The following is a 26673-nucleotide window of genomic DNA, read 5'->3' as shown; positions in this document are numbered from 1 at the left end:
GTTGCCATGCGCTGGGTCTGTATTGTCTTCCCGCAATTGGCGCTGGACGGGGTGCTGCGGGCCCATCCCGAGCCCGACCAACCGCTGGCACTGCTGGCCGGTACGCCGCAGCGGCGCGTGCTGCAAACCGTCAATGCCGCCGCCCGCGCCCTGGGGTTGCGCCCCGGCCAGTCGCTGACGGCGGCGCATGCGCTGGCCAAAACCTTCGCCTGTGCCGAGTACGACCCGCTGGAAATCGAGCGTTGGCAGCAGTTTCTCGCCGCCTGGGCCTACCGCTTCAGTTCCCAGGTCAGCGTGTATTACCCACGCGCCTTGCTGTTCGAGATCGAGTCGAGCCTGGGCCTGTTCGGGCCCTGGCCGCAGTTCGAGGCGCGTTTGCGCAAAGAGTTGACCGAGCTGGGCTTCCGTCACCGCATCGTTGCCGCGCCCAACCCGGCGGCGGCACGGGTGTTGGCCAACCGTTACGATGGCCTGGCGGTGGCCGACGACAGCGCCTTGATGCAGGCCCTGGCGCCGCTGCCGGTCGACCGCGCCGGGATTGAACCGCAGGCCGCCACCGCGTTGTCGCGCATGGGCCTGCGCACCTTGGCCCAAGTGCAAGCGCTGCCTCGGCATACCCTGGCGCGGCGCTTTGACGCCAGCCTGCTCAAGCACGTCGACGCCCTGAGCGGGCAGCGGCCGTTGCCCCTGGGTTTCTATCAACCGCCGGACCAATTCGATGTACGCATCGAGTTGAATTTCGATGTGCAATCCCACCAGGCACTGCTGTTTCCCTTGCGCCGTCTGACCGCCGACCTGGCCGCCTTCCTGTGCGGGCGAGACAGCGGCGTGCAGCGTTTCGACCTGCACCTGGAACATGCCCAGGCAGCGGACAGTGTGATCAAGGTCGGCCTGCTGAGCGCCGAGCGCGAGCCTTCGATGCTGTTCGAACTGGCCCGGGGGCGATTGGAGCAGGTGCAAGTCACTGCACCGGTGCGCGGGTTTCGCCTGGTGGCCCAGGACTTGCCGGTATTCGTGCCGCAGCGCCAGGACCTGTTCGACGACCGCCCGCAACAGTCCCTGCCCTGGGAGCAATTGCGCGAACGCCTGCGCGCGCGCCTGGGCGATGAGGCAGTGCAGGGCCTGCGTTTCCACGCCGACCATCGCCCTGAATGCGCCTGGCAAGCCACCGTCGACAACCACCCATGCCCGAGCCTGAACAAGGTCCGGCGCCCTGGCTGGTTGTTGAACCAACCGACCTTGCTGGCCGAGCAGGGCGTACAGATTTTGATGGGGCCGGAACGCATCGAATCCGGCTGGTGGGATGGCGCCGATATTCGCCGCGACTATTACCTCATCCAGACCCGCACCGGCCAGCAAGGCTGGGCCTACCGCACGGTGGGGCAACAGGATGGCCTGTGGCTGCAAGGCTGGTTTGCATGAAAGCCCATAGGTCGCCACCCTCTGTAGGAGCGAGCTTGCTCGCGAAAGTGGTTAACGATAACGCGCGGCACCGGAATGAATGCGGTGCCCTTGGGTTTTTCGCGAGCAAGCTCGCTCCTACAGGGGCGGATGCATGAAAGCCCATAGGTCGCCACCCTCTGTAGGAGCGAGCTTGCTCGCGAAGGTGGTTAACGATAACGCGGGGCACCGGAATGAATGCGGTGCCCTTGGGTTTTTCGCGAGCAAGCTCGCTCCTACAGGGGCGGATGCATGAAAGCCCATAGGTCGCCACCCTCTGTAGGAGCGAGCTTGCTCGCGAAGGTGGTTAACGATAACGCGGGGCACCAGAATGAATGCGGTGCCCTTGGGTTTTTCGCGAGCAAGCTCGCTCCTACAGGGGCGGGGGAGGCATGAGTTACGCCGAGCTGCATTGCCTGTCCAACTTCAGCTTCCAGCGCGGTGCCTCCAGTGCGCTGGAACTCTTCGAGCGGGCTAAACGCCAAGGCTACAGCGCCCTGGCGATTACCGACGAATGCACGCTGTCAGGCATCGTGCGCGCCTGGCAGGCGGCGAAAGCGCTGGAGTTGCCGCTGATTATCGGCAGCGAAGTGCGCATCGAGAACGGGCCGAAACTGGTGCTGCTGGTGGAAAACCTGAGCGGTTACCAGCACCTGTGCCGGTTGATCACCCTGGCCCGCCGCCGCGCCGAAAAGGGCAGCTATCGCCTGCTGCAGGAAGACTTCGAGCAACCGCTGCCCGGCCTGCTGGCGTTGTGGGTGGCGCAGGACAGCGACACCCAAGCCAGCATCCAGTGGCTGCGCTGTACCTTCGCCGAGCGCCTGTGGCTGGCGGTGCACTTGCACTGCGGGCAGGACGATGCACGGCATCTGGAGCAACGCCTGCAGCTGGCGGCCAGCCTGAAAATCCCGGCCGTCGCCTGCGGTGATGTGCACATGCATGCGCGTGGGCGCCGCGCCCTGCAAGACACCATGACCGCCATCCGCCATCACGTACCGGTGGCCGAAGCCGGCCTGCATCTGCATCCCAATGGCGAGCGCCACCTGCGCAGTCTCGACGCCCTGGCCGCGCTGTACCCGCAAGCCTTGCTCGATGAAACCCTCGCCATCGCGCGGCGCTGCACTTTCGACCTCGGCCAGTTGCGTTACCACTATCCACGCGAGCTGGTGCCCGCCGGCCATGACGCCGAATCCTGGCTGCGCACCCTCACCAAGGAAGGCATCGCCCAGCGCTGGCCCGACGGCATCGATGCCAAGACCCTGAAGCAGATCAACACCGAGCTGGAGCTGATCAGCGAGTTGGGCTACGAAAGCTATTTCCTCACGGTGCACGACATTGTGCGCTTTGCCCGCAGCCGTTCGATCCTGTGCCAGGGCCGTGGCTCGGCGGCCAACTCGGCGGTGTGTTTTGCCCTGGGCATCACCGAGATCAACCCGAGCCTGAGCAACGTGCTGTTCGAACGTTTCCTGTCCAGGGAACGCAACGAGCCGCCGGATATCGATGTGGATTTTGAGCACGAGCGCCGCGAAGAAGTGCTGCAATACGTGTTCCAGCGCTATGGCCGCACGCGTGCGGCGTTGACGGCGGTGGTCAGCAGTTACCACGCGACCGGCGCGGTGCGGGATGTGGCCAAGGCCCTCGGCCTGCCAGCGGACCAGGTCAACGCGTTGGCCGAATGCTGCGGACGTTGGAGTGACGACGCGCCGCCGTTGGAGCGCCTGCGTGAAAGCGGCTTCGACCCGGACAGCCCACTGCTGCGCCGCGTATTGACCCTGACCCAGCAGTTGATCGGCTTTCCTCGGCATTTGTCTCAGCACCCCGGCGGCTTCGTGATTTCCGAACACCCGCTGGACACCCTGGTGCCGGTGGAGAACGCCGCCATGGCCGAGCGCACCATCATTCAGTGGGACAAGGACGACCTCGACGCCGTCGGCCTGCTCAAGGTGGATATCCTCGCCCTGGGCATGCTCAGCGCGATCCGCCGCTGTTTCGATCTGCTGCGCCGCCATCGCAACCTGGACTTGAGCCTGGCAGGCATTCCCAAGGAGGATGCGGCCACCTACGCGATGATCAGCAAAGCCGACACCATCGGCGTGTTCCAGATCGAATCGCGGGCGCAGATGTCGATGCTGCCCAGGCTCAAACCGCAAACCTTCTATGACCTGGTGATCGAAGTCGCCATCGTGCGGCCGGGGCCGATCCAGGGCGGCATGGTGCATCCGTATTTGCGTCGCAGAAACAAGGAAGAGCCCACCACTTATCCGTCGCCGGCATTGAAAGAAGTGCTGGAACGCACCCTGGGCATCCCCTTGTTCCAGGAACAGGTGATGCAGATCGCCATGGTCGCCGCCGACTACAGCCCTGGCGAGGCCGACCAGTTGCGCCGCTCCATGGCCGCCTGGAAACGTCACGGCGGCCTGGAACCGCATCAAAAGCGCCTGCGCGAAGGCATGCTGAAAAACGGCTACACCGAAGCCTTTGCCGCGCAGATTTTCGAGCAGATCAAAGGCTTTGGCAGCTATGGTTTTCCCGAGTCCCACGCGGCCAGTTTTGCCTTGCTGACCTACGCCAGTAGCTGGCTCAAATGCCATGAGCCGGCGGCCTTTGCCTGCGCGCTGATCAACAGCTGGCCGATGGGCTTCTACAGCCCGGACCAGATCCTGCAGGACGCGCGCCGGCATCGCCTGCAGATCCGCCCGGTGGACGTGCAGGCCAGCGACTGGGATTGCAGCCTGGAACCCATCGACGGCCAGCAGCCGGCGATCCGCATGGGCCTGCGCATGATCAGCGGGTTTCGCGAAGAGGATGGCCGGCGCATCGAGGCCGTGCGCCAGCACCGCGCCTTCAGCGACATCGCCGACCTTGACGCCCGCGCCGGCCTGGATGCGCGCGCCCAAGCGCTGCTGGCGGATGCCGGCGCCTTGCGCGCGTTAGCCGGTAACCGCCACCAGGCGCGCTGGGAAGTGGCCGGCGTGCACACGCAACTGGGCCTGTTTGCCGGCCTGCCGAGTCCCGATGAAGCGCCGGTGGCGTTGCCCCAGCCCACGGTCGGCGAGGACTTGCACGCCGATTACGCCACGCTCGGCACCACGCTTGGGCCGCATCCCCTGACGCTGCTGCGCGCGGAACTGCGCAGGCGCCGCTGTCGCAGTTCCCAGGAGCTGCTGACTGTGGAACATGGGCGCAATGTCAGCGTCGCCGGCCTGGTCACCGGGCGCCAACGCCCGGGCACCGCCAGCGGCGTGACCTTTGTCACCCTGGAAGATGAATTCGGCAACCTCAATGTGGTGGTCTGGCGCGACCTGGCCGAACGTCAGCGCCAGGCCCTGGTCGGGTCGCGCCTGCTCAAGGTGGACGGGCGCTGGGAGGCGGTGGGCGAGGTGCGGCATTTGATCGCTGGGCGCCTGACCGACCTGACGCCGCTGCTGGACGGCATTGTGGTGCGCAGCCGGGATTTTCACTGAGGCCAGTGGTTTCTTCGGCTTAAGTTAGCCAAGATGAAACCATCTATCGCCGCTGCGCTCCAAAACCTGCGACTGTCCTCTCACTGCCCAGAGCCCGAACATGCAATTCTTATCCAACCCCCACGGCTGTGAAGGCTGGTCCGGTGAAATGGCCCAGCGGATTCGCGGGTTTGACTGGTCAACCACCGACCTCGGCCCGATTGATCGCTGGTCCACCAGCCTGGCCTGCACCGTGCAGATGATGCTCGCCTCGCCTGTACCCATGGTGATGTTGTGGGGGCGGGCGGGTTACATGATCTACAACGACAGCTACTCGAAGTTCGCCGGTGGGCGCCATCCGTACTTGCTGGGCACGCCGGTGGAACTGGGGTGGCCGGAAGTGGCCGAGTTCAACCGGCATGTAGTGGATACATGCCTGGCGGGCGGCACCTTGTCGTTCAACAACAAGGAACTGGTGTTGTCGCGCAACGGCAAGCCGGAAACCTTGTGGATGGACCTCTATTACAGCCCCGTGGCCGGGGACAACCAGCAACCGGCCGGGGTGCTGGCGATCGTGGTAGAGACCACTGAACTGGTGCGGTCCGAGCGCGTGCGCCAGGAGCTGACCCACAATCTGGAGCAGCGCGTAGCCGCCGAAGTGCAGGCGCGTTCCGCCGCCGAAGAGCAGTTGCGCCAGTCGCAGAAGCTGGAAGCGATTGGCGGCCTGACCGGCGGCGTGGCCCATGACTTCAACAACCTGCTGCAAGTGATTGCCGGCAACTTGCACCTGCTGGCCCGTCATGAGCCGGACAACGCGCAGGTGCAGCGGCGTGTTTCTGCCGCGATTGCTGCGGTGGAACGCGGGGCCACCCTGTCCTCGCAACTGCTCGCGTTTGCCCGGCGTCAGCCCTTGTCGCCGGCGGTGTACAACCCGCAACGTATCTACGCCGGTCTCGGTGAACTGCTGCAACGCGCGCTGGGCGAAACCATTCATATCGACGTGCAATTGCCGCAGGATTCCTGGTGCATCAACGTCGACCGCAACCAGCTGGAAAACGCGCTGCTCAACCTGGCGATCAATGCCCGCGATGCCATGCACGGCGAGGGCGTGATTCGTATCACTGGCGAAAACATCATTCTCAACCCGGCCGAATGCGCGGGCAAAAGCATCAAGCCCGGCGAGTACGTGCGCCTGGCTGTCACCGACACGGGCACTGGAATGCCGCCCACCGTGCTCAAGCGTGCGTTCGAGCCGTTTTTTACCACCAAGCGCGAAGGGCAGGGCACTGGCCTGGGGCTGAGCATGGTGTTTGGCTTCGTCCGGCAAAGCGGCGGGCATGTGGACATCTGGAGCGAGGAAAACAAAGGTTCGGTGGTGCAGATGTATTTCCCGCGCAGCCTGGAACCGGAGCATCTGGAGCTGGAGATCGGCCAGGAGAGCCCTTGCACCGGCCAGGAAACCATCCTGGTGGTGGAAGACAATGAAGGCGTGCGCCTGGCCGTGGTGGAGCTGCTGCAACAATCGGGCTACACGGTGCTGACGGCCGAAGACGGCGACCAGGCCATGGCCAAGCTCCAGGCCGGCCTGCAGCCGGAATTGATTTTTACCGACGTGGTGATGCCCGGCCGCATCAAGAGCATCGACCTGGCCAACTGGGCGCGTGAGCAGGTGCCGCCGATCCCGGTGCTGTTCACCTCCGGCCACACCCGCGACATTCTTTCCTCCAATCATCTGCTGAGCGCTGATATTCACCTGCTGAGCAAGCCCTACAGCCCCGATGCCCTCACGCAACGGGTGCGCAGCGTTCTCACCGCCAGACAAGGTTGTCCATGACTTCACAACGCAACATCCCTGCACCGACCGCCCCGCACACCGGCTTCGTGCGGGTGCGCGGCGCCCGCGAACACAACTTGCGTAACGTCGATGTGGATATACCCCGGGACGCCCTGGTGGTGTTCACTGGCGTGTCCGGTTCCGGCAAATCATCCCTGGCGTTTTCCACGGTCTACGCCGAGGCCCAGCGCCGCTATTTCGAGTCGGTGGCGCCCTATGCGCGGCGCTTGATCGACCAGGTCGGCGTGCCGGATGTCGACAGCATCGAAGGCTTGCCACCCGCCGTGGCCCTGCAACAGCAGCGTGGCACGCCGAGTGCACGCTCATCGGTGGGCAGCGTGACCACCTTGTCGAGCCTGATCCGCATGCTGTATTCCCGTGCCGGCAGCTACCCGCCGGGGCAGGCGATGCTGTATGCCGAGGACTTTTCGCCGAACCTGCCTCAGGGCGCATGCCCGCAATGCCATGGCCTGGGCCGCGTGTATGAAGTGACCGAAGCGCTGATGGTGCCCGACCCGTCGCTGACCATTCGCCAGCGCGCGGTGGCGGCCTGGCCGCTGGCCTGGCAGGGGCAAAACCTGCGCGACATTCTCGTGACCCTGGGCTACGACGTGGATATCCCGTGGCGCGACCTGCCGAAAAAACAGCGCGACTGGATCCTGTTCACCGAAGAAACTCCCACCGTACCGGTGTACGCCGGCTTCACCCCGGCGCAGACCCGCGATGCCTTGAAACGCAAGCTGGAGCCCAGTTACCAGGGCACTTTCAGCGGCGCGCGGCGCTACATCCTGCACACCTTCGCCCACACCCAAAGTGCGCTGATGAAAAAGCGCGTGTCGCAGTTCATGCAAGGCAGCGCCTGCCCGTTGTGCGAGGGCAAGCGCCTGACCAAGGCGGCGCTGTCGGTGAAGTTTGCCGGGGTGGATATCGGTGAGCTGTCGCAACTGTCCCTGACCCGCCTGGCCGAGTTGCTGCGGCCGGTGGCGGCGGGGCAGGACAAGATGAAGTTGTCAGTGGAAAAACGCCTGGCGGCCCAACGGATCGCCGCGGACCTGCTCGAACGCGTCAGTACGCTGATCGAGCTGGGGCTGGGCTATCTGGCCCTGGAGCGCAGCACGCCGACGCTGTCATCCGGAGAGTTGCAGCGCTTGCGCCTGGCCACGCAACTGGGCTCGCAGTTGTTCGGCGTGATCTACGTGCTCGACGAACCGTCCGCAGGCTTGCATCCGGCTGACGGCGAAGCTTTATTCAGTGCACTGGCGCGGTTGAAAGCGGCCGGCAATTCGCTGTTTGTGGTGGAGCATGACCTGGAAACCATGCGCCGCGCCGACTGGCTGATCGATGTTGGCCCGGCCGCTGGCGAACACGGCGGGCAAGTGCTGTACAGCGGCCCGCCGGCGGGGTTGGCGCAGATTGCCGCGTCGCAGACCCGCGAATACCTGTTTGCCGAGCCGCGCCCGGCGAACCCGGCGCGGCGTCAACCCAGCGGCTGGCTGAAGCTGCAAGGCGTGACGCGCAATAACTTGAAGAATCTTGCGGTGGATTTCCCGCTGGGCTGCTTCACGGCAGTGACCGGGATTTCCGGTTCGGGCAAGTCCAGCCTGGTCAGCCAGGCGCTGTTGGAACTGGTCAGCAGCGGCCTCGGGCGCGTGTTGGAAAACGTCGAAGAGCCCAGCCTGGAAGACCCTGCGCCTTCCGCCAGCGAGGGCCGCATCAGCGCCGGGCTAGAACATATCCGTCGTCTGGTGCAGGTGGACCAGAAACCCATCGGCCGTACGCCGCGTTCCAACCTGGCGACCTATACCGGGCTGTTCGACAACGTGCGCAAACTGTTCGCCGCCACGCCAGCCGCGAAGAAGCGCGGTTACGATGCGGGGCAGTTCTCCTTCAACGTGGCCAAGGGCCGTTGCCCGAACTGCGAAGGCGAGGGCTTTGTCAGCGTCGAATTGCTGTTCATGCCCAGCGTGTATGCGCCATGCCCGACCTGCCACGGTGCGCGCTACAACCCCGAGACCCTGGCGATCACATGGCAAGGCTTGAACATCGCCCAAGTGCTGGGCTTGACGGTGGAGCAGGCCGTCGACGTATTTGCCGAACAACCGGGTGTGCTGCGCGCTCTGCAGGTGCTGCGCGATATCGGCCTGGGCTATCTGCGCCTGGGCCAACCGGCCACTGAGTTGTCGGGCGGTGAAGCGCAGCGCATCAAGCTGGCGACCGAGCTGCAACGCAATGCGCGGGGCGCCACGTTGTACGTGCTGGACGAACCCACCACCGGCCTGCACCCCAGGGATGTCGACCGCTTGCTCAGCCAGCTCAATCAATTGGTCGAGGCGGGGCATACGGTGGTGGTGGTCGAGCATGAGATGCGCGTGGTGGCGCAGAGTGACTGGGTGATCGACATCGGCCCGGGTGCCGGGGATGCGGGCGGCAAGGTGGTTGCCAGTGGTACGCCGCAAAAAGTTGCCAGCAGCAAAACCAGCCGCACGGCGCCGTTCCTGGCGCGGGAATTGAGATTGAGTTAGTCGCCAGGTTAGTCGCCAGAAATGTGGGAGGCGCGAGCGTCCTCCCAGCTGTTCTCAAGCGACTTGCCTGGCCCGCTCGCGTTCAGCGACCAACTGGCGGGTCAGCGGTATCAGCGCCTTGCCATAGTCGATCGCGTCATTGAGCGGATCGAACCCACGAATCAGGAATGTGGTGATACCCAGATCGTAGTAATCGAGCAGCGCCTGCGCGACTTGCTCGGCCGTGCCCACCAGCGCCGTGGAATTGCCCTGTGCGCCGAGCAAGGCGGCAATCCCGGTCCACAGGTGTTTATCCAGGCGCGAGCCTTGCGCTGCCGCCGCCAGCAACCGGCGCGAGCCCTCATTGGGCGGTTCGCGCCGCACAAAGCCGCTCTGTTCGGCCAGCGCCGTGGCTTGCTGCAAAATAGTGTCTGCCCGCTGCCACGCCAGTTCCTCGGTCTCGGCCAGGATCGGGCGCAATGACAAGCTGAAGCGAATCGTACGCCCATGCCGGGCCGCCTCGGCACGCACCTGGGTCACGACCTCGCGCACTTGCTCATAGGTTTCGCCCCACAGCGCATACACATCCGCATGCTTGCCCGCCACCGCGATCGCCGCCGCCGACGAACCGCCGAAGTACAGCGGGATATGCGGCTGTTGCGGCGACTTCACCGTGGAGTGCGCGCCTTCGACCTGATAGTAGGTGCCGGCGAAGTCGAAGGGCTTGTCGCTCGTCCATTCCTGGCGCACCACGCTCAAATATTCGTCGGTGCGCGCGTAGCGCTCGTCCTTGCCGATATGGCTGCCATCGGCGCGCAGTTCGCGGTCGTCGCCGCCGGTGATGATATGCACGGCGGTACGGCCACCGTTGAACACATCCAGCGTAGCGAACTGGCGCGCGGCCAAGGTGGGTTGGACAAAGCCTGGGCGGTGGGCGATCAGGAATTTCAGGCGCTGAGTCACGCTGGCAGCATGGGCGGCAATCAGCGTGCTGTCCGGGCTGGTGGAGTGGAACGCCACCAGGGCGCGGTCGAAGCCGGCCTCTTCATGGGCGCGCGCCACACGCTCAACGTAGTCCGGCTGCAGCGTCGGGCCGCTGCGTGGGTGGATCTCGGAGGCATGGTGGCCGCCGATGTAGCCGATGAATTCGATGCTCATGGTCAGGTCCTTGTTGAAGTCGATAAACAAGCCTCCACCGGGCAGGGGGTCGGTCCGTAGCGTGAAAGTAGGGCGCACGGGCGCGTCTGTAAAAGGCCGATTGGTTCTAACCTAATTATTAAATTATGGAATTATAATTTTTTCTATTATCAGTAGATTGCATTTAGCCGGCGGTCTTGCGTACGCTTTCACTTGGCGTCGCGAGTGGCTGATACTGATTTATCGGATGGTTGCCGAGCGGGTCGTAGAGATTGTGTGGGGCTATCGCGCCCATTGAAGTATCCTCCGCGCCTCGCTCACCACTGATCCAGAGAAGATGACAGGACAAGACATGCAGGCGCTGCTGGAGTCGATCCTCGACGAAGTGCGCCCCCTGATCGGCCTCGGCAAAGTCGCCGATTACATCCCCGCGCTGGCCGACGTGCCCGCCAACCAATTGGGCATCGCGGTCTACGGCAACGACGGCGCGGCCTACTGCGCCGGCGATGCCGACACGCTGTTCTCGGTGCAGAGCATTTCCAAGGTGTTCAGCCTGGTGCAGGCCATCGACCACGGCGGCGAAACCATTTGGGAGCGCCTGGGCCACGAACCGTCGGGGCAACCGTTCAACTCCATGGTGCAGTTGGAATTCGAACGCGGCCGCCCGCGCAATCCGTTTATCAACGCCGGCGCGCTGGTGATCTGCGACATCAACCAGTCACGCTTCGCCGTGCCGATTCTGTCGATGCGCGATTTCGTACGACGCCTGTCGGGTAACCCGCAGATTCTGGTCAACAGCGTTGTCGCCGATTCGGAAGCGCAGCACGGCGCGCGCAACGCGGCCATGGCTTACCTGATGAAGGCCTTCGGTAACTTTCACAACGATGTGGACGCGGTGCTGCATAGCTACTTCAACTACTGCGCGTTGCAAATGAGCTGCCTGGACCTGGCCAGGGCGTTCAGCTTCCTGGCCAACGGGGGCGTGAGCGCCCACAGTGGCGAGCAGATTCTGACGGCGCGCCAGACCAAGCAGGTGAACTCGATCATGGCCACCAGCGGGCTGTATGACGAGGCGGGCAATTTTGCCTATCGGGTCGGGCTACCGGGCAAGAGCGGGGTAGGCGGCGGGATTGTCGCGGTGGTGCCGGGGCAGTTTACGGTGTGTGTCTGGTCGCCGGAATTGAACGCGGCGGGGAATTCACTGGCGGGGATGAAGGCGTTGGAGTTGTTGAGTGAGCGGATTGGGTGGTCGGTGTTCTAATATCATTTTCACACTTCTCGCGGGAACGATCCCAACACGCCCACGCGCCTGACAAAAGCCCTGCGTGACGGGTATTCTTCAACCCAACCCCAAACATCAGGTTGAGTCAGGAGACTGCACATGGACAGAGTCGTCATCATTACCGGAGGCAGTCGCGGGATTGGCGCCGAAACAGCCTTGCTGGCCGCTCGCCAGGGCTATCGCATCTGCATCAACTACCAGTCCGACGAAAACGCCGCCCAGCGTGTACTGGAACAGGTGCGCGGCCTTGGCGCACAGGCGATTGCGGTACGCGCGGACGTCAGTAACGAAGATGAAGTGATCGCCCTGTTCAACCGTGTCGATACCGAGCTGGGCCGCGTCACGGCGCTGGTGAATAATGCGGGCACCGTCGGCCATAAGTCGCGGGTCGATGAAATGTCCGAATTCCGTATCCTGAAAATCCTCAAGACCAACGTACTGGGCCCGATCCTCTGCGCCAAGCATGCGCTGCTGCGCATGTCGCCCAGGCATGGCGGGCAGGGCGGCAGTATCGTCAACGTCTCGTCGGTGGCGGCGCGCCTGGGCTCGCCAGGGGAATACGTCGACTATGCCGCGTCCAAGGGCGCGCTCGACACCTTCACCCTCGGCCTGTCCAAGGAAGTCGCGGGCGAGGGCATTCGCGTCAACGCGGTGCGCCCCGGCTATATCTTCACCGACTTCCACGCCCTCAGTGGCGACCCGGACCGGGTCAGCAAGCTGGAGTCCGGCATCCCCATGGCCCGTGGCGGGCGCCCGGATGAAGTGGCAGAGGCGATTATCTGGTTGCTGTCGGACAAGGCCTCGTATGCCACCGGTACGTTTATCGATCTGGGGGGCGGGCGCTGATCGCGCGTTTCCCCAACCGATGCATGCCGACTGTAGGAGCGAGCTTGCTCGCGAAGAACTCAGGGCCCCCGCGGTTATTCAGAATGAATGCGTTGCCTAGACGTTCTTCGCGAGCAAGGGCTAGCCGCCCGCCTCGCTCCTACAAAGAGCCTTGACTGGCCGGAGCGCCATTGTGCAACTCAAAACGAGCGTACGATCCGGCCCAGGGTCTCCATCGCCTGCTCCGACGCTTCGGTCCACGGGCTGCCGTAGTTCAAGCGGATGCAGTTGCGAAAGCGCCGGGTTGCCGAAAAGATCGGCCCCGGTGCGATGCTGATGCCTTGCGCCAGGGCCATCTGAAACAACTTCAATGAATCGGTATGCTCCGGCAATTCCAGCCACAGGAAATACCCGCCGGCCGGTTGGCTGACCCGGGTCTGCGCCGGGAAGTAACGGCCGATCGCCGCGAGCATCGCGCTTTGCTGTTCTTCCAGGGCATAGCGCAGTTTGCGCAGGTGCCGGTCGTAGCCGCCGTGTTGCAGGTAATCGGCAATCGCGGCCTGGGCCGGCATCGACGGGCACAGCGATGTCATCAGTTTCAAGCGCTCGACCTTCTGCGCGAAGCGACCAGCCGCCACCCAGCCAACGCGATAACCCGGCGCCAGGCTCTTGGCAAAGGAGCCGCAGTGCAGCACCAGCCCCTCGGTATCGAAAGCCTTGGCCGGTTTCGGCGCATGCTGCCCGTAATACAGCTCGGCATACACGTCATCTTCGATCAGTGGCACCTGGTGGCTGCGCAGTAGCTCGACCAAGGCGCGCTTTTTTTCTTCCGGCACCGTGGCGCCCATGGGGTTCTGGAAGCTGGTCATGCTCCAGCAGGCTTTGATCGGGTAACGCGCAAGGCTCTGCGCCAGGGCGTCAAGGTCGATGCCGTCGCGCGGGTGCACCGGAATTTCCACGGCTTTGAGCTTCAGGCGCTCCAGCACTTGCAGGCAGGCATAAAACGCCGGGGCTTCAATCGCCACCAGGTCGCCCGGCTCGGTGACGGCCTGCAGGCACAGGTTCAGCGCTTCCAGGGCGCCGTTGGTGATCAGCAGTTCTTCCATGGGCAGCATCAGCCCGCCGACCATGTAGCGCAGCGCAATCTGACGGCGCAGTTGCGGGTTGCCGGGGGACATGTCGGTGACCACCAGGCGCGGGTCCATCGCACGGCTGGCACTGGCTAGGGAGCGGGCCAGGCGCGGCAACGGGAACAGCATCGGGCTGGGGAAGGCCGAGCCGAAGGGCACGGTGTTCGGGTCTTTGATCGAGTCCAGCACCGAAAACACCAGCTCACTCACATCGACTTCGGTGCTCTCGTGCACCTGCGCGCTCACCACCGGTTCGGAAAACGGGCTGGGCGCATGAGTATTGACGAAGTAGCCGGAGCGCGGTCGCGCGCGGATCAGGCCACGGCGCTCCAGCAGGTAGTAGGCCTGGAACACCGTGGACGGGCTGACGCCGTAAGTCTGGCTGGCGTAACGCACCGAAGGCACGCGCTGGCCGGGGCCGAGCACGCCGGAGCGGATCAGTTCTGCGATGTCTTCGGCGAATTTTTCGTAGCGTTTCATGGGGGCCTTGGTGCTGATTTCCCCCGGGGACTATACCCGCACCTCTGATTGCATAACAGAATCATGTAGTGCGACAAAAAGCGGATCAGATGGGCGACTCGCCCAGCGCTAACTGACGAAACCGACTCAAAATGTGGGAGGGGGCTTGCTCCCGATAGCGCTGGGTCAGTTGATACATCAGGTAACTGACCCTCCGCTATCGGGAGCAAGCCCCCTCCCACAGGTACTGCGCAGCTCAGTTAAATTACCTCAGTCAAATCACCGAGCCAGGTGCATCAGCCTTCACATGCTGACGCCCATCATGGGCCCCCGCAACGGTCAGGGCGTCGGCCTCGGCTTCGGTGATGTAGATCCGCTCGGCCGCCAATTCTACGTACGACATGGACTTTGCGGTGTCGGTCGCGATATTGACTCGGGTCGCAGGCACGCTGTGTTCCTGAGCATTGTCACCGAGCGTGAAGTAGCACAGCTGATCTTCGATACGTAGGGACATGCCGGTCTCCTTTGTTCATGGGCGATGAGGGTTAGGGTGTTGCGGTGTATGCAGGTTCCGCGCAACTGACTGGCGGTCGCCGCTGTCCATCCGTTACCTATAAAAAACACAGGAGGGCATTCATGGACGCTTGGTTGCATGAAGCGTGGCAAACACTGCAGGCTGAATTTGCCGATATCGGCGACGCCAGGCAGCTCACCCAGATGACCGTGCGCCTGCTGATGGCCGCGCTACTCGGTGGCATTCTCGGGTTTGAGCGGGAGAGCAAGGGCAAGGCCGCCGGGGTGCGCACCCATATGCTGGTGGCGCTGGGGGCGGCACTGTTTGTGATGGTGCCGCAGATGTCCGGCAATCAGGCCGATGCCATGAGCCGGGTGGTGCAGGGTGTGATTGCCGGGATTGGTTTCCTGGGGGCCGGCACCATTATCAAGGGCAAGGATGACGATGCCGGCCACGTCAAGGGCCTGACCACCGCCGCCGGTTTGTGGATGACCGCTGCGATTGGGGTTTCGGCCGGTCTGGGCCGGGAATCGACAGCAGTACTCAGTACCTTGCTGGCCCTGGCGGTGTTCAGCGTGATGCCGAAAATCGTCAAGCGTTTCGAGAAGGACTGACGATCACAGGCGGCATCGTGGTCGGCGGTTCCTGCACCGGTGGCGGCTCGTTCTCCGGCGGTTCTTTTTCCGGAATCGGTGCAGGCTCGGTGGGGGGCAGCGTCGGGTTGTCGATGTTCGGGTCCGGGGTTTCAGCCGGGATGGGGATATTCATCGGTGTGGCCTCCTTTGTGCTTTGCTCTATGGGTGGACAGCCGTCGGTGGGAATTGATTCCCCGCCGGGTGGCGGCATATTCACCTGAACTTTTGCCCGAAGCCCAGGCTCGGACCTAATACGGGCCTGCTCAGCGAGCGCGCCGCCATCTCAAGAATTCGGATCAAGCACAGAGCGTCCACAGGGCGTAAGGGGAATATGCTCGATGACTGCTGAAACACTGGTTCCAGAAGAGTCTTTATTGCCGTTGTCCCAGGCGCTGCTATTACCCAGAATTGCGATTGAAAGCACCATGCCGGTGATCGATGGTGGCGAGTTTGCCGTCAAGGCGGTCGTTGGCCAGCGCGTCAACGTGACCAGTAAAGTGTTCGCCGATGGCCATGACCAGCTGGCGGTGCTGGTGCGCTGGCGCCCGCGCGGGCAGGCAAACTGGCACAGCGTGGTCATGAGCGATGTGGGCAACAACGGCTGGGAAGGTGCATTCACTGTCACCACCCAGGGGCCCCATGAATACTGCATCGAGGCCTGGATCGATACCTTCGCCAGCTTCTGCTATGAATTGCGTAAAAAGCATGAGGCCGGGGTGCCGGTCAGCCTGGAGCTGCAGGAAGGCCGCAGCCTGGTGCTGCAGGCCGCCGAACGCAGTGACAACGAACTGCGCGACCGCTTGATGCTGCTGCATCACGAACTCTCCGGCCTGCTGGAAACCGAGCAGGTCGCGCAGTTCCTGCACGAAGACAGTGCACACCTGATGACCCAGGCCGACCACCGTGCCTATTTGAGCATCAGTCGCGTGTACCCGATCGACGTGGAGCGCGAGCGCGCCCAGTTTGCCAGCTGGTACGAGCTGTTTCCCCGCTCGATCACCGACGATCCGGCCCGGCATGGCACTTTCAACGATGTGCATTCACGCTTGTCGATGATCCATGACATGGGCTTTGACGTGCTGTACTTCCCGCCGATCCATCCCATCGGCCGCAGCCATCGCAAGGGCAAGAACAATTCCCTGAACGCCGGCCCCGATGATCCCGGCAGCCCCTACGCAATTGGCAGCGAAGAGGGCGGGCACGAGGCGATCCACCCGCAACTGGGCAGCCGCGAGGATTTCCGCCGTCTGGTCAAGGCCGCTGCCGACCACGGCCTGGAAATCGCCCTCGACTTCGCCATCCAGTGCTCCCAGGACCACCCGTGGCTCAAGCAGCATCCGGGCTGGTTCAACTGGCGCCCGGACGGCACGATCAAATACGCGGAAAACCCGCCGAAAAAGTACCAGGACATCGTCAACGTCGACTTTTACGCGGCGGATGCGATTCCCGGCCTGTGGACCGAACTGCGCGACGTCGTGGTGGGCTGGGTGGAAGAGGGCGTGAAGACCTTCCGCGTGGACAACCCGCACACCAAGCCGCTGCCGTTCTGGCAATGGTTGATCAGTGACGTGCGGGCCAAATACCCGGAAGTGATCTTCCTGGCCGAAGCCTTTACCACCCCGGCAATGATGGCGCGCTTGGGTAAAGTCGGTTATTCCCAGAGCTACACCTACTTCACCTGGCGCAATACCAAGGCCGAACTGAGTGAGTATTTCACCCAGTTGAACCAGTCGCCCTGGCGCGAATGCTACCGGCCGAATTTCTTCGTCAATACGCCGGACATCAACCCTGGCTTCCTGCATGAGTCCGGCCGCCCAGGGTTTCTGATCCGCGCCGCGCTGGCCACCATGGGCTCGGGCCTGTGGGGCATGTATTCCGGGTTCGAATTGTGCGAGTCCGCGCCGGTGCCGGGTAAAGAGGAATACCTGGACTCGGAGAAATACGAGATCCGCCCGCGCGACTTCACTGCGCCCGGCAACATCATTGCCGAAATCGCCCAGCTCAATCGCATCCGCCGGCAAAACCCGGCGTTGCAGACGCACCTGGGGCTCAAGCTGTACAACGCCTGGAACGACAACATCCTGTACTTCGGCAAGCGCAGCGAGGACGGCAGCAATTTCGTGCTGGTGGCCATCAACCTCGACCCGCACAACGCCCAGGAAGCGCACTTCGAGTTGCCGCTATGGGAGATGGGCTTGCCGGACGACGCCCAGACCCAGGGTGAAGACTTGATGAACGGCCATCGCTGGACCTGGTATGGCAAGACCCAATGGACTCGGCTGGAGCCGCAGATGCCGTTCGGGATCTGGCGCATCACTGCTTCCTGAATCTTGCGCAGATCAACTGTGGGAGGGAGCAAGCCCCCTCCCACATTGAACGCGTTCAGTCTGTAAGAGTTTGAGCATTCCAGGAGTTTCCAATGGCGAAAAAACCCAAGGCTGCCACCTTTATCAAGGACCCGCTCTGGTACAAGGACGCGGTGATTTACCAGGTGCATGTCAAATCCTATTTCGACTCCAACAACGACGGCATCGGCGATTTTCCCGGGCTGATTGCCAAGCTCGACTACATTGCCGACCTCGGCGTGAATACCATCTGGCTGCTGCCGTTCTACCCCTCGCCACGCCGTGATGACGGCTATGACATCGCCGAATACCGTGGCGTACACAGCGACTACGGGACCATGGCCGACGCCAAGCGCTTCATAGCCGAGGCCCATAAGCGTGGGCTGCGGGTGATCACCGAACTGGTGATCAACCATACGTCCGACCAGCACCCCTGGTTCCAACGCGCCCGCAAGGCCAAACCGGGTTCGGCGGCGCGGGACTTCTACGTGTGGTCGGATGACGACCAGAAATACGACGGTACGCGGATCATCTTCCTCGACACCGAGAAGTCCAACTGGACCTGGGACCCGGTGGCCGGCCAGTACTTTTGGCACCGTTTCTATTCGCACCAGCCCGACCTCAACTTCGACAACCCCCAGGTGATGAAAGCCGTGCTGTCGGTGATGCGCTATTGGCTCGACCTGGGCATCGACGGCCTGCGCCTGGATGCAATTCCCTACCTGATCGAGCGGGACGGCACCAACAACGAGAACCTCGCCGAAACCCACGGGGTGCTCAAACAGATCCGCGCCGAAATCGACGCGAATTACCCAGACCGCATGCTGCTGGCCGAAGCCAACCAATGGCCCGAAGACACCCAACTCTATTTCGGTGACAGGAAGGGCGACGACGGCGATGAATGCCATATGGCCTTCCACTTCCCGTTGATGCCGCGCATGTACATGGCCCTGGCCCAGGAAGATCGCTTTCCGATTACCGACATCCTGCGCCAGACCCCGGAAATTCCGGCCAATTGCCAGTGGGCGATCTTCCTGCGCAACCACGATGAACTGACCCTGGAGATGGTCACCGACAAAGAGCGCGACTACCTGTGGAACTACTATGCCGCAGACCGTCGTGCACGCATCAACCTGGGTATTCGCCGGCGCCTGGCGCCGTTGGTGGAGCGCGACCGGCGCCGCGTGGAACTGCTCAACAGCCTGTTGCTGTCGATGCCCGGCACGCCGACCCTCTACTACGGCGACGAAATCGGCATGGGCGACAACATTTACCTGGGCGACCGCGACGGCGTGCGCACGCCGATGCAATGGTCCATCGACCGCAATGGTGGTTTCTCCCGCGCCGACCCGGCCAGCCTGGTGCTGCCGCCGATCATGGACGCGCAATACGGCTATCAGTCGGTCAACGTCGAAACCCAGGCCCAGGACCCGCACTCATTGCTGAACTGGACGCGGCGCATGCTGGCGGTGCGCAAGCAATCCAAGGCGTTTGGCCGTGGCAGCCTGAAAATGCTGTCGCCGAGCAATCGCCGCATCCTGGCCTATACCCGTGAGTACACCGGAGAGGACGGCCGCACTGAAACAATCCTGTGCGTGGCCAACGTCTCGCGCAGTGCCCAGGCGGCGGAGCTGGACCTGTCGGCGTTCGCCGGCATGGTGCCGGTCGAGATGCTCGGCGGTAACGCGTTCCCGCCCATCGGCCAACTGAATTTCCTGCTGACCCTGGCGCCCTATGGCTTCTATTGGTTCGTGCTGGCGGCGGAAAACCAGATGCCCAGCTGGCATGTGGAACCGGCCCAGAGCATTCCTGACTTCACGACATTGGTGTTGAAAAAACGTATGGAAGAGTTACTGGAAGACCCCTGCCGCACCACCCTGGAGCACACTTCGCTGCCGGCCTGGCTGCCCAAGCGCCGCTGGTTCGCCGGTAAGGACGCCACCATCGATAGTGTGCATATCGCCTACGGCGTGCGCTTCGGCGACGCCCAGCACCCGGTGCTGCTCAGCGAGATCGACGTCACCAGCGCGGGCCAGACCAGCCGGTATCAGCTGCCGTTCGGCTTTCTTGGCGAGGACCAGCTCACCAGCGCCTTGCCGCAACAATTGGCAATGGCCCGCGTACGGCGCAGCCGCCAGGTAGGGCTGGTCACCGACGCGTTCAGCCTCGAGCATTTTGTGCGCAGTGTGATCCAAAGCCTGCAGGCCGGCACCGTACTCAATAGCAGCGAGGGTGACCTGCGCTTTGAGGCCACGCCGCACCTGGCAGCCTTGCAGCTGACGGATGAATCAGCGGTGCGCTACTTGTCTGCCGAGCAGTCCAACAGTTCGGTGGTGGTCGGCGAGAGCCTGGTGCTCAAGCTGATCCGCAAAGTCAGTGCCGGGGTGCACCCGGAACTGGAAATGAGCGCCTACCTGACCGCAGCCGAATACCCGAACATTTCGCCGTTGATGGGCTCGATGAGCCGGCGCGACGCCCAGGGCCAGGACAACCTGCTGATGATTGCCCAGGGCTACTTGAGCAACCAGGGCGACGCCTGGAGCTGGACCCAGAACAACCTCGAACGCGCCATTCGCGACGAACTGGCCGAGGCGATTTCCGAACAGGAGCAGCATTACAACGCTCTGGGCGAACTGGCCGACTTTGCCGGCCTGCTCGGCCAGCGTCTGGGCGAGATGCACGTGGTGTTGGGCGCGCCTACCCAGAACAAGGACTTCAAGCCCGAAGTCACTTCGGTCAAGGACACCCAGGCCTGGGCCAAGGATGTGGGGGCGCAGATCGAGCGGGCCCTGCAGTTGCTCAAAGTAAATCAAAGCCAGTTGAACCCCGCCGATCAGGCGCTGGTCAGTGAATTACTGGCGCAGAAAAAAGCCATCGGCAGCCATGTCCAGGCGCTGGCGAAAGCCACGCTGGGCGGGTTGCGGATTCGCGTCCACGGTGACTTGCACCTGGGCCAGGTACTGGTGGTCAAGGGCGATGCCTATCTGATCGACTTTGAAGGCGAACCGGCGCGGCCGCTGCATGAACGGCGCGGCAAGCACAGCCCCTACAAGGACGTGAGTGGAGTGTTGCGATCCTTCGATTACGCAGCGGCCATGGCCCTGAACGTGCAAGGGGTTGATCAATCGCCGGAAGCTGACGCCGCGCGACGGCGCGTGACCGAGCGTTACCTGAGTGAAGCCCGCCAGGCATTTACCCAGGCTTATCAGGCGGCGACGGCTACACTGGCGCATGACTGGCAGGATGCCAACGGCCAGGACGCCGCGCTGACGTTGTTCAGCCTGGAGAAGGCCGCGTATGAAGTGGCCTACGAAGCGGAAAATCGCCCGAGCTGGTTGCCGGTGCCCTTGCAAGGGTTGCACGGTTTGCTCAGCGGGCTTACACCTGAATCGAAAACTGCACGCGGTGGGGAGACGTCATGAGTTTTACGCAAAGAGAACCGCTGCAGCCCAAGTTGACTGCAATGCCGGCGTCCAAGGACGTCGAGGCGCTGGTACGCGCCGAGCACCACGATCCATTCTCGATCCTTGGGCCGCATGATGATGAGCAGGGCGGGCAGTTTATCCGCGCGTTCCTGCCCGAAGCCTTGAGTGTCCAGGTACTGGCGCGTGACAGTGGCGAGCCGATCGGCAGCCTCGACGCCAGCCAGGTGCCGGGGCTGTTCGTCGGGCACTTCAGCACGCGTCAGGCTTACCTGCTCAAGATCCAGTGGGCCGGCGGCGAGCAGATCACTGAAGACCCGTACAGCTTCAACCAATTGCTGCTCGGTGAAATGGACCTGTACCTGTTTGCCGAAGGCAACCACCGCGACCTGGGCAGTTGCCTGGGCGCCCAGGTGACCACGGTCGACGGCGTGCAGGGCGTACGTTTCGCCGTGTGGGCGCCGAATGCCCGACGGGTCTCGGTGGTGGGCGACTTCAACATCTGGGACGGTCGCCGGCATCCGATGCGCCTGCGCCATCCATCGGGCGTGTGGGAGATTTTCATCCCGCGTCTGCAACCGGGGGCGGCCTACAAGTACGAGATTCTCGGTGCCCACGGCATTTTGCCGCTCAAGGCCGACCCGATGGCCCTGGCCACCCAGCTGCCGCCGGACACAGCCTCGAAGGTCGCCGCGCCATTGCAGGTGGACTGGCAGGACCATGAGTGGATGCAGGCTAGAGGTGACAAACAGAAATCCACCGCGCCGCTGTCGATCTACGAACTGCACGTAGGGTCATGGCAATGCGAGCTGGACGAGGCCGGGGAAGTGTCACGCCAGTACGGCTGGCGCGAACTGTCCGAGCGGCTGATTCCCTATGTGCAGCAACTGGGCTTCACCCATATCGAGCTGATGCCGATCATGGAGCATCCCTTCGGCGGTTCGTGGGGCTATCAGGCCTTGTCCCAGTTCGCGCCTAGCGCACGCTTTGGCTCGCCGGAAGATTTCGCATATTTCGTCAACGCCTGCCACCAGGCGGACATCGGCGTGATCCTTGACTGGGTGCCGGCGCATTTCCCGACGGACACCCACGGCCTGGCGCAGTTCGACGGCACCGCGCTGTACGAATACGCCAACCCGCTGGAAGGTTTCCACCAGGACTGGGACACCCTGATCTACAACCTGGGCCGCACCGAGGTGCACGGTTTCATGCTCGCCTCGGCATTGCACTGGCTCAAGCACTTCCACGTCGACGGCCTGCGCGTGGATGCGGTGGCCTCGATGCTGTATCGCGACTATTCGCGCAAAGCCGGTGAATGGGTGCCCAACCGTCACGGTGGCCGCGAGAACCTGGAAGCCATCGATTTCCTGCGCCACTTGAACGACGTGGTGGCGCTGGAGGCACCGGGCGCCCTGGTGATCGCCGAGGAATCCACCGCGTGGCCGGGGGTGAGCCAAAGCACCCAGCAAGGCGGCCTGGGCTTCAACTACAAATGGAACATGGGCTGGATGCACGACTCGCTGCATTACATCCAGCAAGATCCGGTGTACCGCGCCCATCACCACAACGAGCTGAGTTTCGGCCTGGTGTATGCCTGGTCCGAGCGGTTTATCCTGCCGATTTCCCACGACGAAGTGGTGCACGGCAAGCACTCGCTGATCGACAAGATGCCCGGCGACCGCTGGCAGAAATTCGCCAACCTGCGTGCCTACTTGAGTTTCATGTGGATGCACCCTGGCAAGAAGCTGCTGTTCATGGGCTGCGAGTTCGGCCAGTGGCGCGAGTGGAACCACGATCAGCAACTGGACTGGTACCTGTTGCAATACCCCGAGCACCGTGGGGTGCAAAAGCTGGTGGGCGACTTGAACCGCCTGTACCGCGAGGAACCGGCGCTGCACGAGCAGGATGACGCGCCCCAGGGCTTCCAGTGGCTGATTGGCGACGATGCGATCAACAGCGTCTATGCCTGGCTGCGCTGGAGCAAGGACAGCAAACCAGTGCTGGTCGTCGCCAACTTCACCCCGGTGCCCCGTGAGGCCTATGCGGTCGGCGTACCCGTTGCCGGGCGCTGGAGCGAAGTGATCAACAGTGACGCCGACATGTATGCCGGGTCCAACTTCGGTAATGGCGGTGCGGTACAGACCGTGGATGAGCCCCGCCACGGGCAGCCGGTGTCGCTGTCGCTGAACCTGCCACCCTTGGGTGTGTTGATTCTGCGACCACAGGAGAGTTAAACGCGCCTGGCGCGACGGATGCGGTTGTCCGGGCTACTGGCAGGGTGCCACAATGGCACCTTTGTCGTAGCACTCAGACAGGCGAATCGCATGAATAGCCATGGGCTTGGGCAAGACCCGGACCGTGTTATCGAACAGCAGGTGCGCACCGACCGTTTGCACCAGCTGTTTCGCCAGTCCTTCCCGGCGCTGTTTGGCAGCTACCTGGCCGCTCTCATGCTGTGCTGGCTGTGCTGGGAGCGCTTCGACCAGCAGCTGATCCTGATATGGCTGGTGCTGCTGGCCGGTTCGTCACTGCTGCGCCTGCAATTGTTCCTTGAATGGTTCCGCTGTCCCGACAGCGAGCGCACGCCGGCGCGGTGGGAGCGGCGTTACTGGGTGACACTGATGCTGTCGGCGGGCATCTGGGGGGGCGGGGCGCTGGCGGTGATGCCGGTGGATGACCGCGTGTCCCAGGTGCTGGTCATGCTGTTCGCCGTGGGCATGTCGGTCGGCGCGGTGTCCTGCTATTCGGCTTATCGCTACATGTCGCTGGGGTCCATGGGCCTGGTGCTGTTGCCCTGTGCCCTGTGGCTGCTGTTCCAGCCGTCGCCGATGCAGGTCGGCGTGGCGCTGGCGGTATTGGTGTTCTCGTCCTTTGTGGCGGCCGCCACGCACAAACTGTCCGACGCCCTGGAAAAAGCCTTTCGCCTGACCCGGCAAATGGAGCGCGCCCACACCATTTCAACCCACGCCTCCCAGACCGATGAGCTGACCGGGTTGATGAACCGTCGGGCCTTTTTCGAACAGGCCCAGGCGCTCTATGCCCAGTGCCGGCGCGAGCAGCAGCCGCTGTGTGTGCTGATGCTGGACATGGATCACTTCAAAACCATCAATGACACCTACGGGCACCAAGCCGGTGATCAGGTGTTGCGCCAGATTGGCAGCGTGATCAGCACCTCGTTTCGCCAGGTCGATGTGTACGGCCGCCTGGGAGGCGAAGAGTTCGCAATATTGCTGCCCAATACCTCCCTGGAAACCGCGCGCAGCATCGCCGAGCAACTGGTCCAGGCCATTGGCGACCTGAGGGCCGACCCAGTGCAGGGCTTGAGTGCCAGCCTGGGCCTGGCTTCGACCCATACCCAGGCGCTGGACTTGTATGGCTTGATGGACAGCGCCGACAAGGCGCTGTACCGGGCCAAGGCGCTGGGCCGCAATCAGGTGGCCGTGGCGGGCTGATCCTTGGCCATGGCCTTGGCCAACGCGCGCGCAACCTGTTCGGCGGAGTAGGGTTTGGCGAGGAATTCAAAGCCTTCATAACCACTGTCCGCCAGTTCTTCGCTGTATCCGGAGACCAGCACTACCGGCAGGTCCGCCCGGCGCTGGCGCATCAGCTTGGCCATGGCGACGCCGGTCATCCCAGGCATCACCACATCCGAGAACACCGCGTCGAAGGCCTGGGCGTCGTTGCCGGCCAGCGTCAGCGCCTGTTCGGCGTTGGTGGCCCAGGTGGTCTGGTAACCCAGATCCTTGAGGATCTGGCTGGCGAAGCGTCCCACCTCCAGGTTGTCCTCCACGATCAGTACATGCCGTTGGGCCAGGTCCAGCGGGGGTGTAAGGTCTTGCTCTGCGTCCTGCCGGGGCGCGGCTTCGCCTTCCACCTCGGGCAGGTACAGGGTGAACACCGTGCCTTGCCCCAGGGTGCTGGCCACATCGATATTGCCGCCCGATTGCTTGGCAAAGCCGAACACCTGCGACAAGCCCAGGCCGGTGCCCTTGCCGACGGCCTTGGTGGTGAAGAACGGCTCGAAAATGCGTTCGACGGTATCGCCGGGAATGCCCACGCCCGTGTCGGCCAGGGAAATAGCGATGTAGGGCAGGCGCGACTCGGCATCCCCGCGGATGCGCGGCAGCGGTTGCTGGGCGGCGACCTTGATGGTCAGGCTGCCCTGGCCGTCCATGGCGTCGCGGGCATTGAGGGCGATGTTGATCAGGGCGGTTTCGAACTGGCTGGGATCGATGCGCGCATAGCAAGGCTGGTCAGGCAATTGCACCTGCACCTGAATGCGTGCGCCGGTGACGCTCTCGAGCATGTCGCCGATGTTGCGCACCCGTTGGCTGACATCGAACACCTGCGGATTCAACGGCTGGCGGCGGGCGAAGGCGAGCAGTTGGCTGGTGAGCTTGCTGGCCCGCTCGACGGTATCGGACACCGCGCCCATATAGCGTTGCCGGCGTTCTTCCGAGAGCCCCGGCTGGCGCAGGAAGTCCACGGATGAGCGAATGATCGTCAGCAGGTTATTGAAATCATGGGCGACGCCGCCGGTGAGTTGGCCGATGGCCTCGAGCTTTTGCGACTGGCGCAACGCGGCTTCGGCCTGGGCGAGGGCGCGTGTGCGTTCTTCGACGCGCTGTTCCAGGGTCGCATTGAGTTCGGTATAGGCCGCCAGGCCCTCACGCACCACAGCATCGGCGCGTACGCGCTCGATATGCGCCCAGGAACGTTCGGTGACTTCGCCCAACAGCGCCAGGTCATAGGAGGACCAGTGGCGGGGCTGTTTGTCGTGCACGGCCATCAGCGCGGTGAGGCGGCCGTCTTTGATCAACGGCATACAAATGGTCGCCGTTACACCGAGTGCCTGGAAGTTCGCGGCTTCATGGGCCGGCAACTCGAGCAGGTTATTGCCGATCACCAGAGGCTCGCCGGCGCGCAGGCAGGCCACCGCGCGCTCACCGAACGCAGCCAGGCTGTAATGGCCGATGATGCTCGGCGAGCCTTGCGCCGACCAGTCGCCGCGAATGGTAAAGCTGTCTTGATCGTCTTCCATGTCGGCGTAGGCGCAAATCGACACTTGCAGGTGTTCGGCCAGCAAGCGGGTGGTCGACATCATGATCGCTTCGGGGTCGGTGGCCGTGGCAACGCTGTTGCCGATGGCGTCCAGCACGGCCAGGCGCCGGGTGAGGAAGACCGTGGCGGTGGTTTCGGTCACGGTATCGAGCAACCCCACTACCGCGCCTTTTGCATCACGGATCGGGCTGTAGCAAAAGGTGAAGTACGCTTGTTCAGGCGTGTCGTCACGCAGGATCAACAGCGGAAAGTTTTCGATATAGGTGGCCTGCCCGGCGAACGCGGTGTCGGCGATAGGGCGGATGTCATCCCATGCCTCGTGCCACACCTCGTTGAACGGACGGCCCAGGGCGTCGGGCTTGTTGCCCAGGATCGGCACGAATGCATCGTTGTGGAGCGTGATCAACTCAGGCCCCCAGACGATGGCTTGGGGAAAGCTGGAGGCGAAGCACAGCGCAACGGTTGTCTTCAACACGTCCGGCCAGTGTTCAACCGGCCCCAGGGGCGTACTGGCCCAATCATGCCGACGAACCCGCTCTGCCATTACGCTGCTGCCTTGCAGCCAATTCATCATTGGGTTCACACCTTGCTCGCTACGCGTTGTTAGGCTTTGAAGAGGTCAGACCACTTGCAACAGACCGGAAT

Annotated in this window: 16 protein-coding genes; 11 read left to right on the top strand and 5 right to left on the bottom strand. The window is 63.2% G+C overall.

Annotated features, from left to right (window positions below):
* Positions 1-6: 6 nt before the first annotated feature.
* From C4J88_RS15610 to uvrA, 4 genes are all read left to right on the top strand, one after another.
* Positions 7-1422: a DNA polymerase Y family protein gene (locus C4J88_RS15610; RefSeq protein WP_124407487.1), complete on the top strand. Its 1416-nt coding sequence runs from the start codon at positions 7-9 to the stop codon at positions 1420-1422.
* Positions 1423-1832: 410 nt separating this feature from the next.
* Positions 1833-4904: an error-prone DNA polymerase gene (locus C4J88_RS15605; protein ID WP_124407486.1), complete on the top strand. Its 3072-nt coding sequence runs from the start codon at positions 1833-1835 to the stop codon at positions 4902-4904.
* A gap of 100 nt (positions 4905-5004) precedes the next feature.
* Entirely contained in the window at positions 5005-6717 is a 1713-nt protein-coding gene (locus C4J88_RS15600) for an ATP-binding protein (RefSeq protein WP_124407485.1), read from the top strand.
* Entirely contained in the window at positions 6714-9239 is a 2526-nt protein-coding gene (uvrA, locus tag C4J88_RS15595; protein WP_124407484.1) for an excinuclease ABC subunit UvrA, read from the top strand. The genes C4J88_RS15600 and uvrA overlap by 4 nt, the downstream gene beginning before the upstream one ends.
* A gap of 54 nt (positions 9240-9293) precedes the next feature.
* Here uvrA and C4J88_RS15590 read toward each other — a convergent pair whose 3' ends face one another.
* Complete coding sequence (locus tag C4J88_RS15590) at positions 9294-10376, bottom strand: LLM class flavin-dependent oxidoreductase (protein WP_124408632.1); 1083 nt, start codon at positions 10374-10376, stop codon at positions 9294-9296.
* A 331-nt stretch (positions 10377-10707) separates the two neighbouring features.
* Between C4J88_RS15590 and glsB the strand changes: the two genes are divergently transcribed.
* Both glsB and C4J88_RS15580 read left to right on the top strand, forming a co-directional pair.
* On the top strand, positions 10708-11616 hold the full coding sequence (glsB, locus tag C4J88_RS15585) for a glutaminase B (RefSeq protein ID WP_124407483.1): 909 nt from the start codon (positions 10708-10710) through the stop codon (positions 11614-11616).
* A 120-nt stretch (positions 11617-11736) separates the two neighbouring features.
* On the top strand, positions 11737-12483 hold the full coding sequence (locus tag C4J88_RS15580; RefSeq protein WP_124363173.1) for an SDR family oxidoreductase: 747 nt from the start codon (positions 11737-11739) through the stop codon (positions 12481-12483).
* 179 nt (positions 12484-12662) lie between these two features.
* Here C4J88_RS15580 and mapR read toward each other — a convergent pair whose 3' ends face one another.
* Positions 12663-14072, bottom strand: a complete 1410-nt coding sequence (mapR, locus tag C4J88_RS15575; protein ID WP_124370965.1) for a GntR family transcriptional regulator MpaR — start codon at positions 14070-14072, stop codon at positions 12663-12665.
* Between the two features lie 253 nt (positions 14073-14325).
* Positions 14326-14565 (bottom strand): DUF3203 family protein, encoded by a 240-nt coding sequence (locus C4J88_RS15570; RefSeq protein WP_124407482.1) that lies wholly within the window; start codon positions 14563-14565, stop codon positions 14326-14328.
* 122 nt (positions 14566-14687) lie between these two features.
* Between C4J88_RS15570 and C4J88_RS15565 the strand changes: the two genes are divergently transcribed.
* Positions 14688-15179 carry an MgtC/SapB family protein gene (locus C4J88_RS15565; RefSeq protein WP_124367308.1) on the top strand — a complete coding sequence of 164 codons (492 nt, stop codon included), beginning with the start codon at positions 14688-14690 and terminating at the stop codon, positions 15177-15179.
* On the opposite strand, the gene C4J88_RS27430 is transcribed toward C4J88_RS15565, so the two are convergent.
* Positions 15157-15333: a hypothetical protein gene (locus C4J88_RS27430; RefSeq protein WP_164484545.1), complete on the bottom strand. Its 177-nt coding sequence runs from the start codon at positions 15331-15333 to the stop codon at positions 15157-15159. The genes C4J88_RS15565 and C4J88_RS27430 overlap by 23 nt on opposite strands.
* 205 nt (positions 15334-15538) lie before the next feature.
* Between C4J88_RS27430 and C4J88_RS15560 the strand changes: the two genes are divergently transcribed.
* The 4 genes from C4J88_RS15560 (at position 15539) to C4J88_RS15545 (ending at position 24419) form a co-directional block, all read left to right on the top strand.
* Positions 15539-17527 (top strand): alpha-1,4-glucan--maltose-1-phosphate maltosyltransferase, encoded by a 1989-nt coding sequence (locus C4J88_RS15560; RefSeq protein ID WP_124407481.1) that lies wholly within the window; start codon positions 15539-15541, stop codon positions 17525-17527.
* A gap of 92 nt (positions 17528-17619) precedes the next feature.
* A complete protein-coding gene (gene treS / locus C4J88_RS15555) occupies positions 17620-20967 on the top strand; it encodes a maltose alpha-D-glucosyltransferase (protein WP_124407480.1) in 3348 nt (1115 codons plus the stop codon).
* Entirely contained in the window at positions 20964-23201 is a 2238-nt protein-coding gene (gene glgB, locus C4J88_RS15550) for a 1,4-alpha-glucan branching protein GlgB (RefSeq protein ID WP_124407479.1), read from the top strand. The genes treS and glgB overlap by 4 nt, the downstream gene beginning before the upstream one ends.
* Before the next feature lie 90 nt (positions 23202-23291).
* Positions 23292-24419, top strand: a complete 1128-nt coding sequence (locus C4J88_RS15545) for a diguanylate cyclase (protein WP_124407478.1) — start codon at positions 23292-23294, stop codon at positions 24417-24419.
* On the opposite strand, the gene C4J88_RS15540 is transcribed toward C4J88_RS15545, so the two are convergent.
* Entirely contained in the window at positions 24398-26602 is a 2205-nt protein-coding gene (locus C4J88_RS15540; RefSeq protein ID WP_124407477.1) for an ATP-binding protein, read from the bottom strand. The genes C4J88_RS15545 and C4J88_RS15540 overlap by 22 nt on opposite strands.
* Positions 26603-26673 lie beyond the last annotated feature (71 nt).

Source organism: Pseudomonas sp. R4-39-08 (assembly GCF_003852275.1).
In the GTDB taxonomy this organism is placed as follows: Bacteria; Pseudomonadota; Gammaproteobacteria; order Pseudomonadales; family Pseudomonadaceae; genus Aquipseudomonas.
This window is presented reverse-complemented; position numbering and strand designations above follow the sequence as displayed.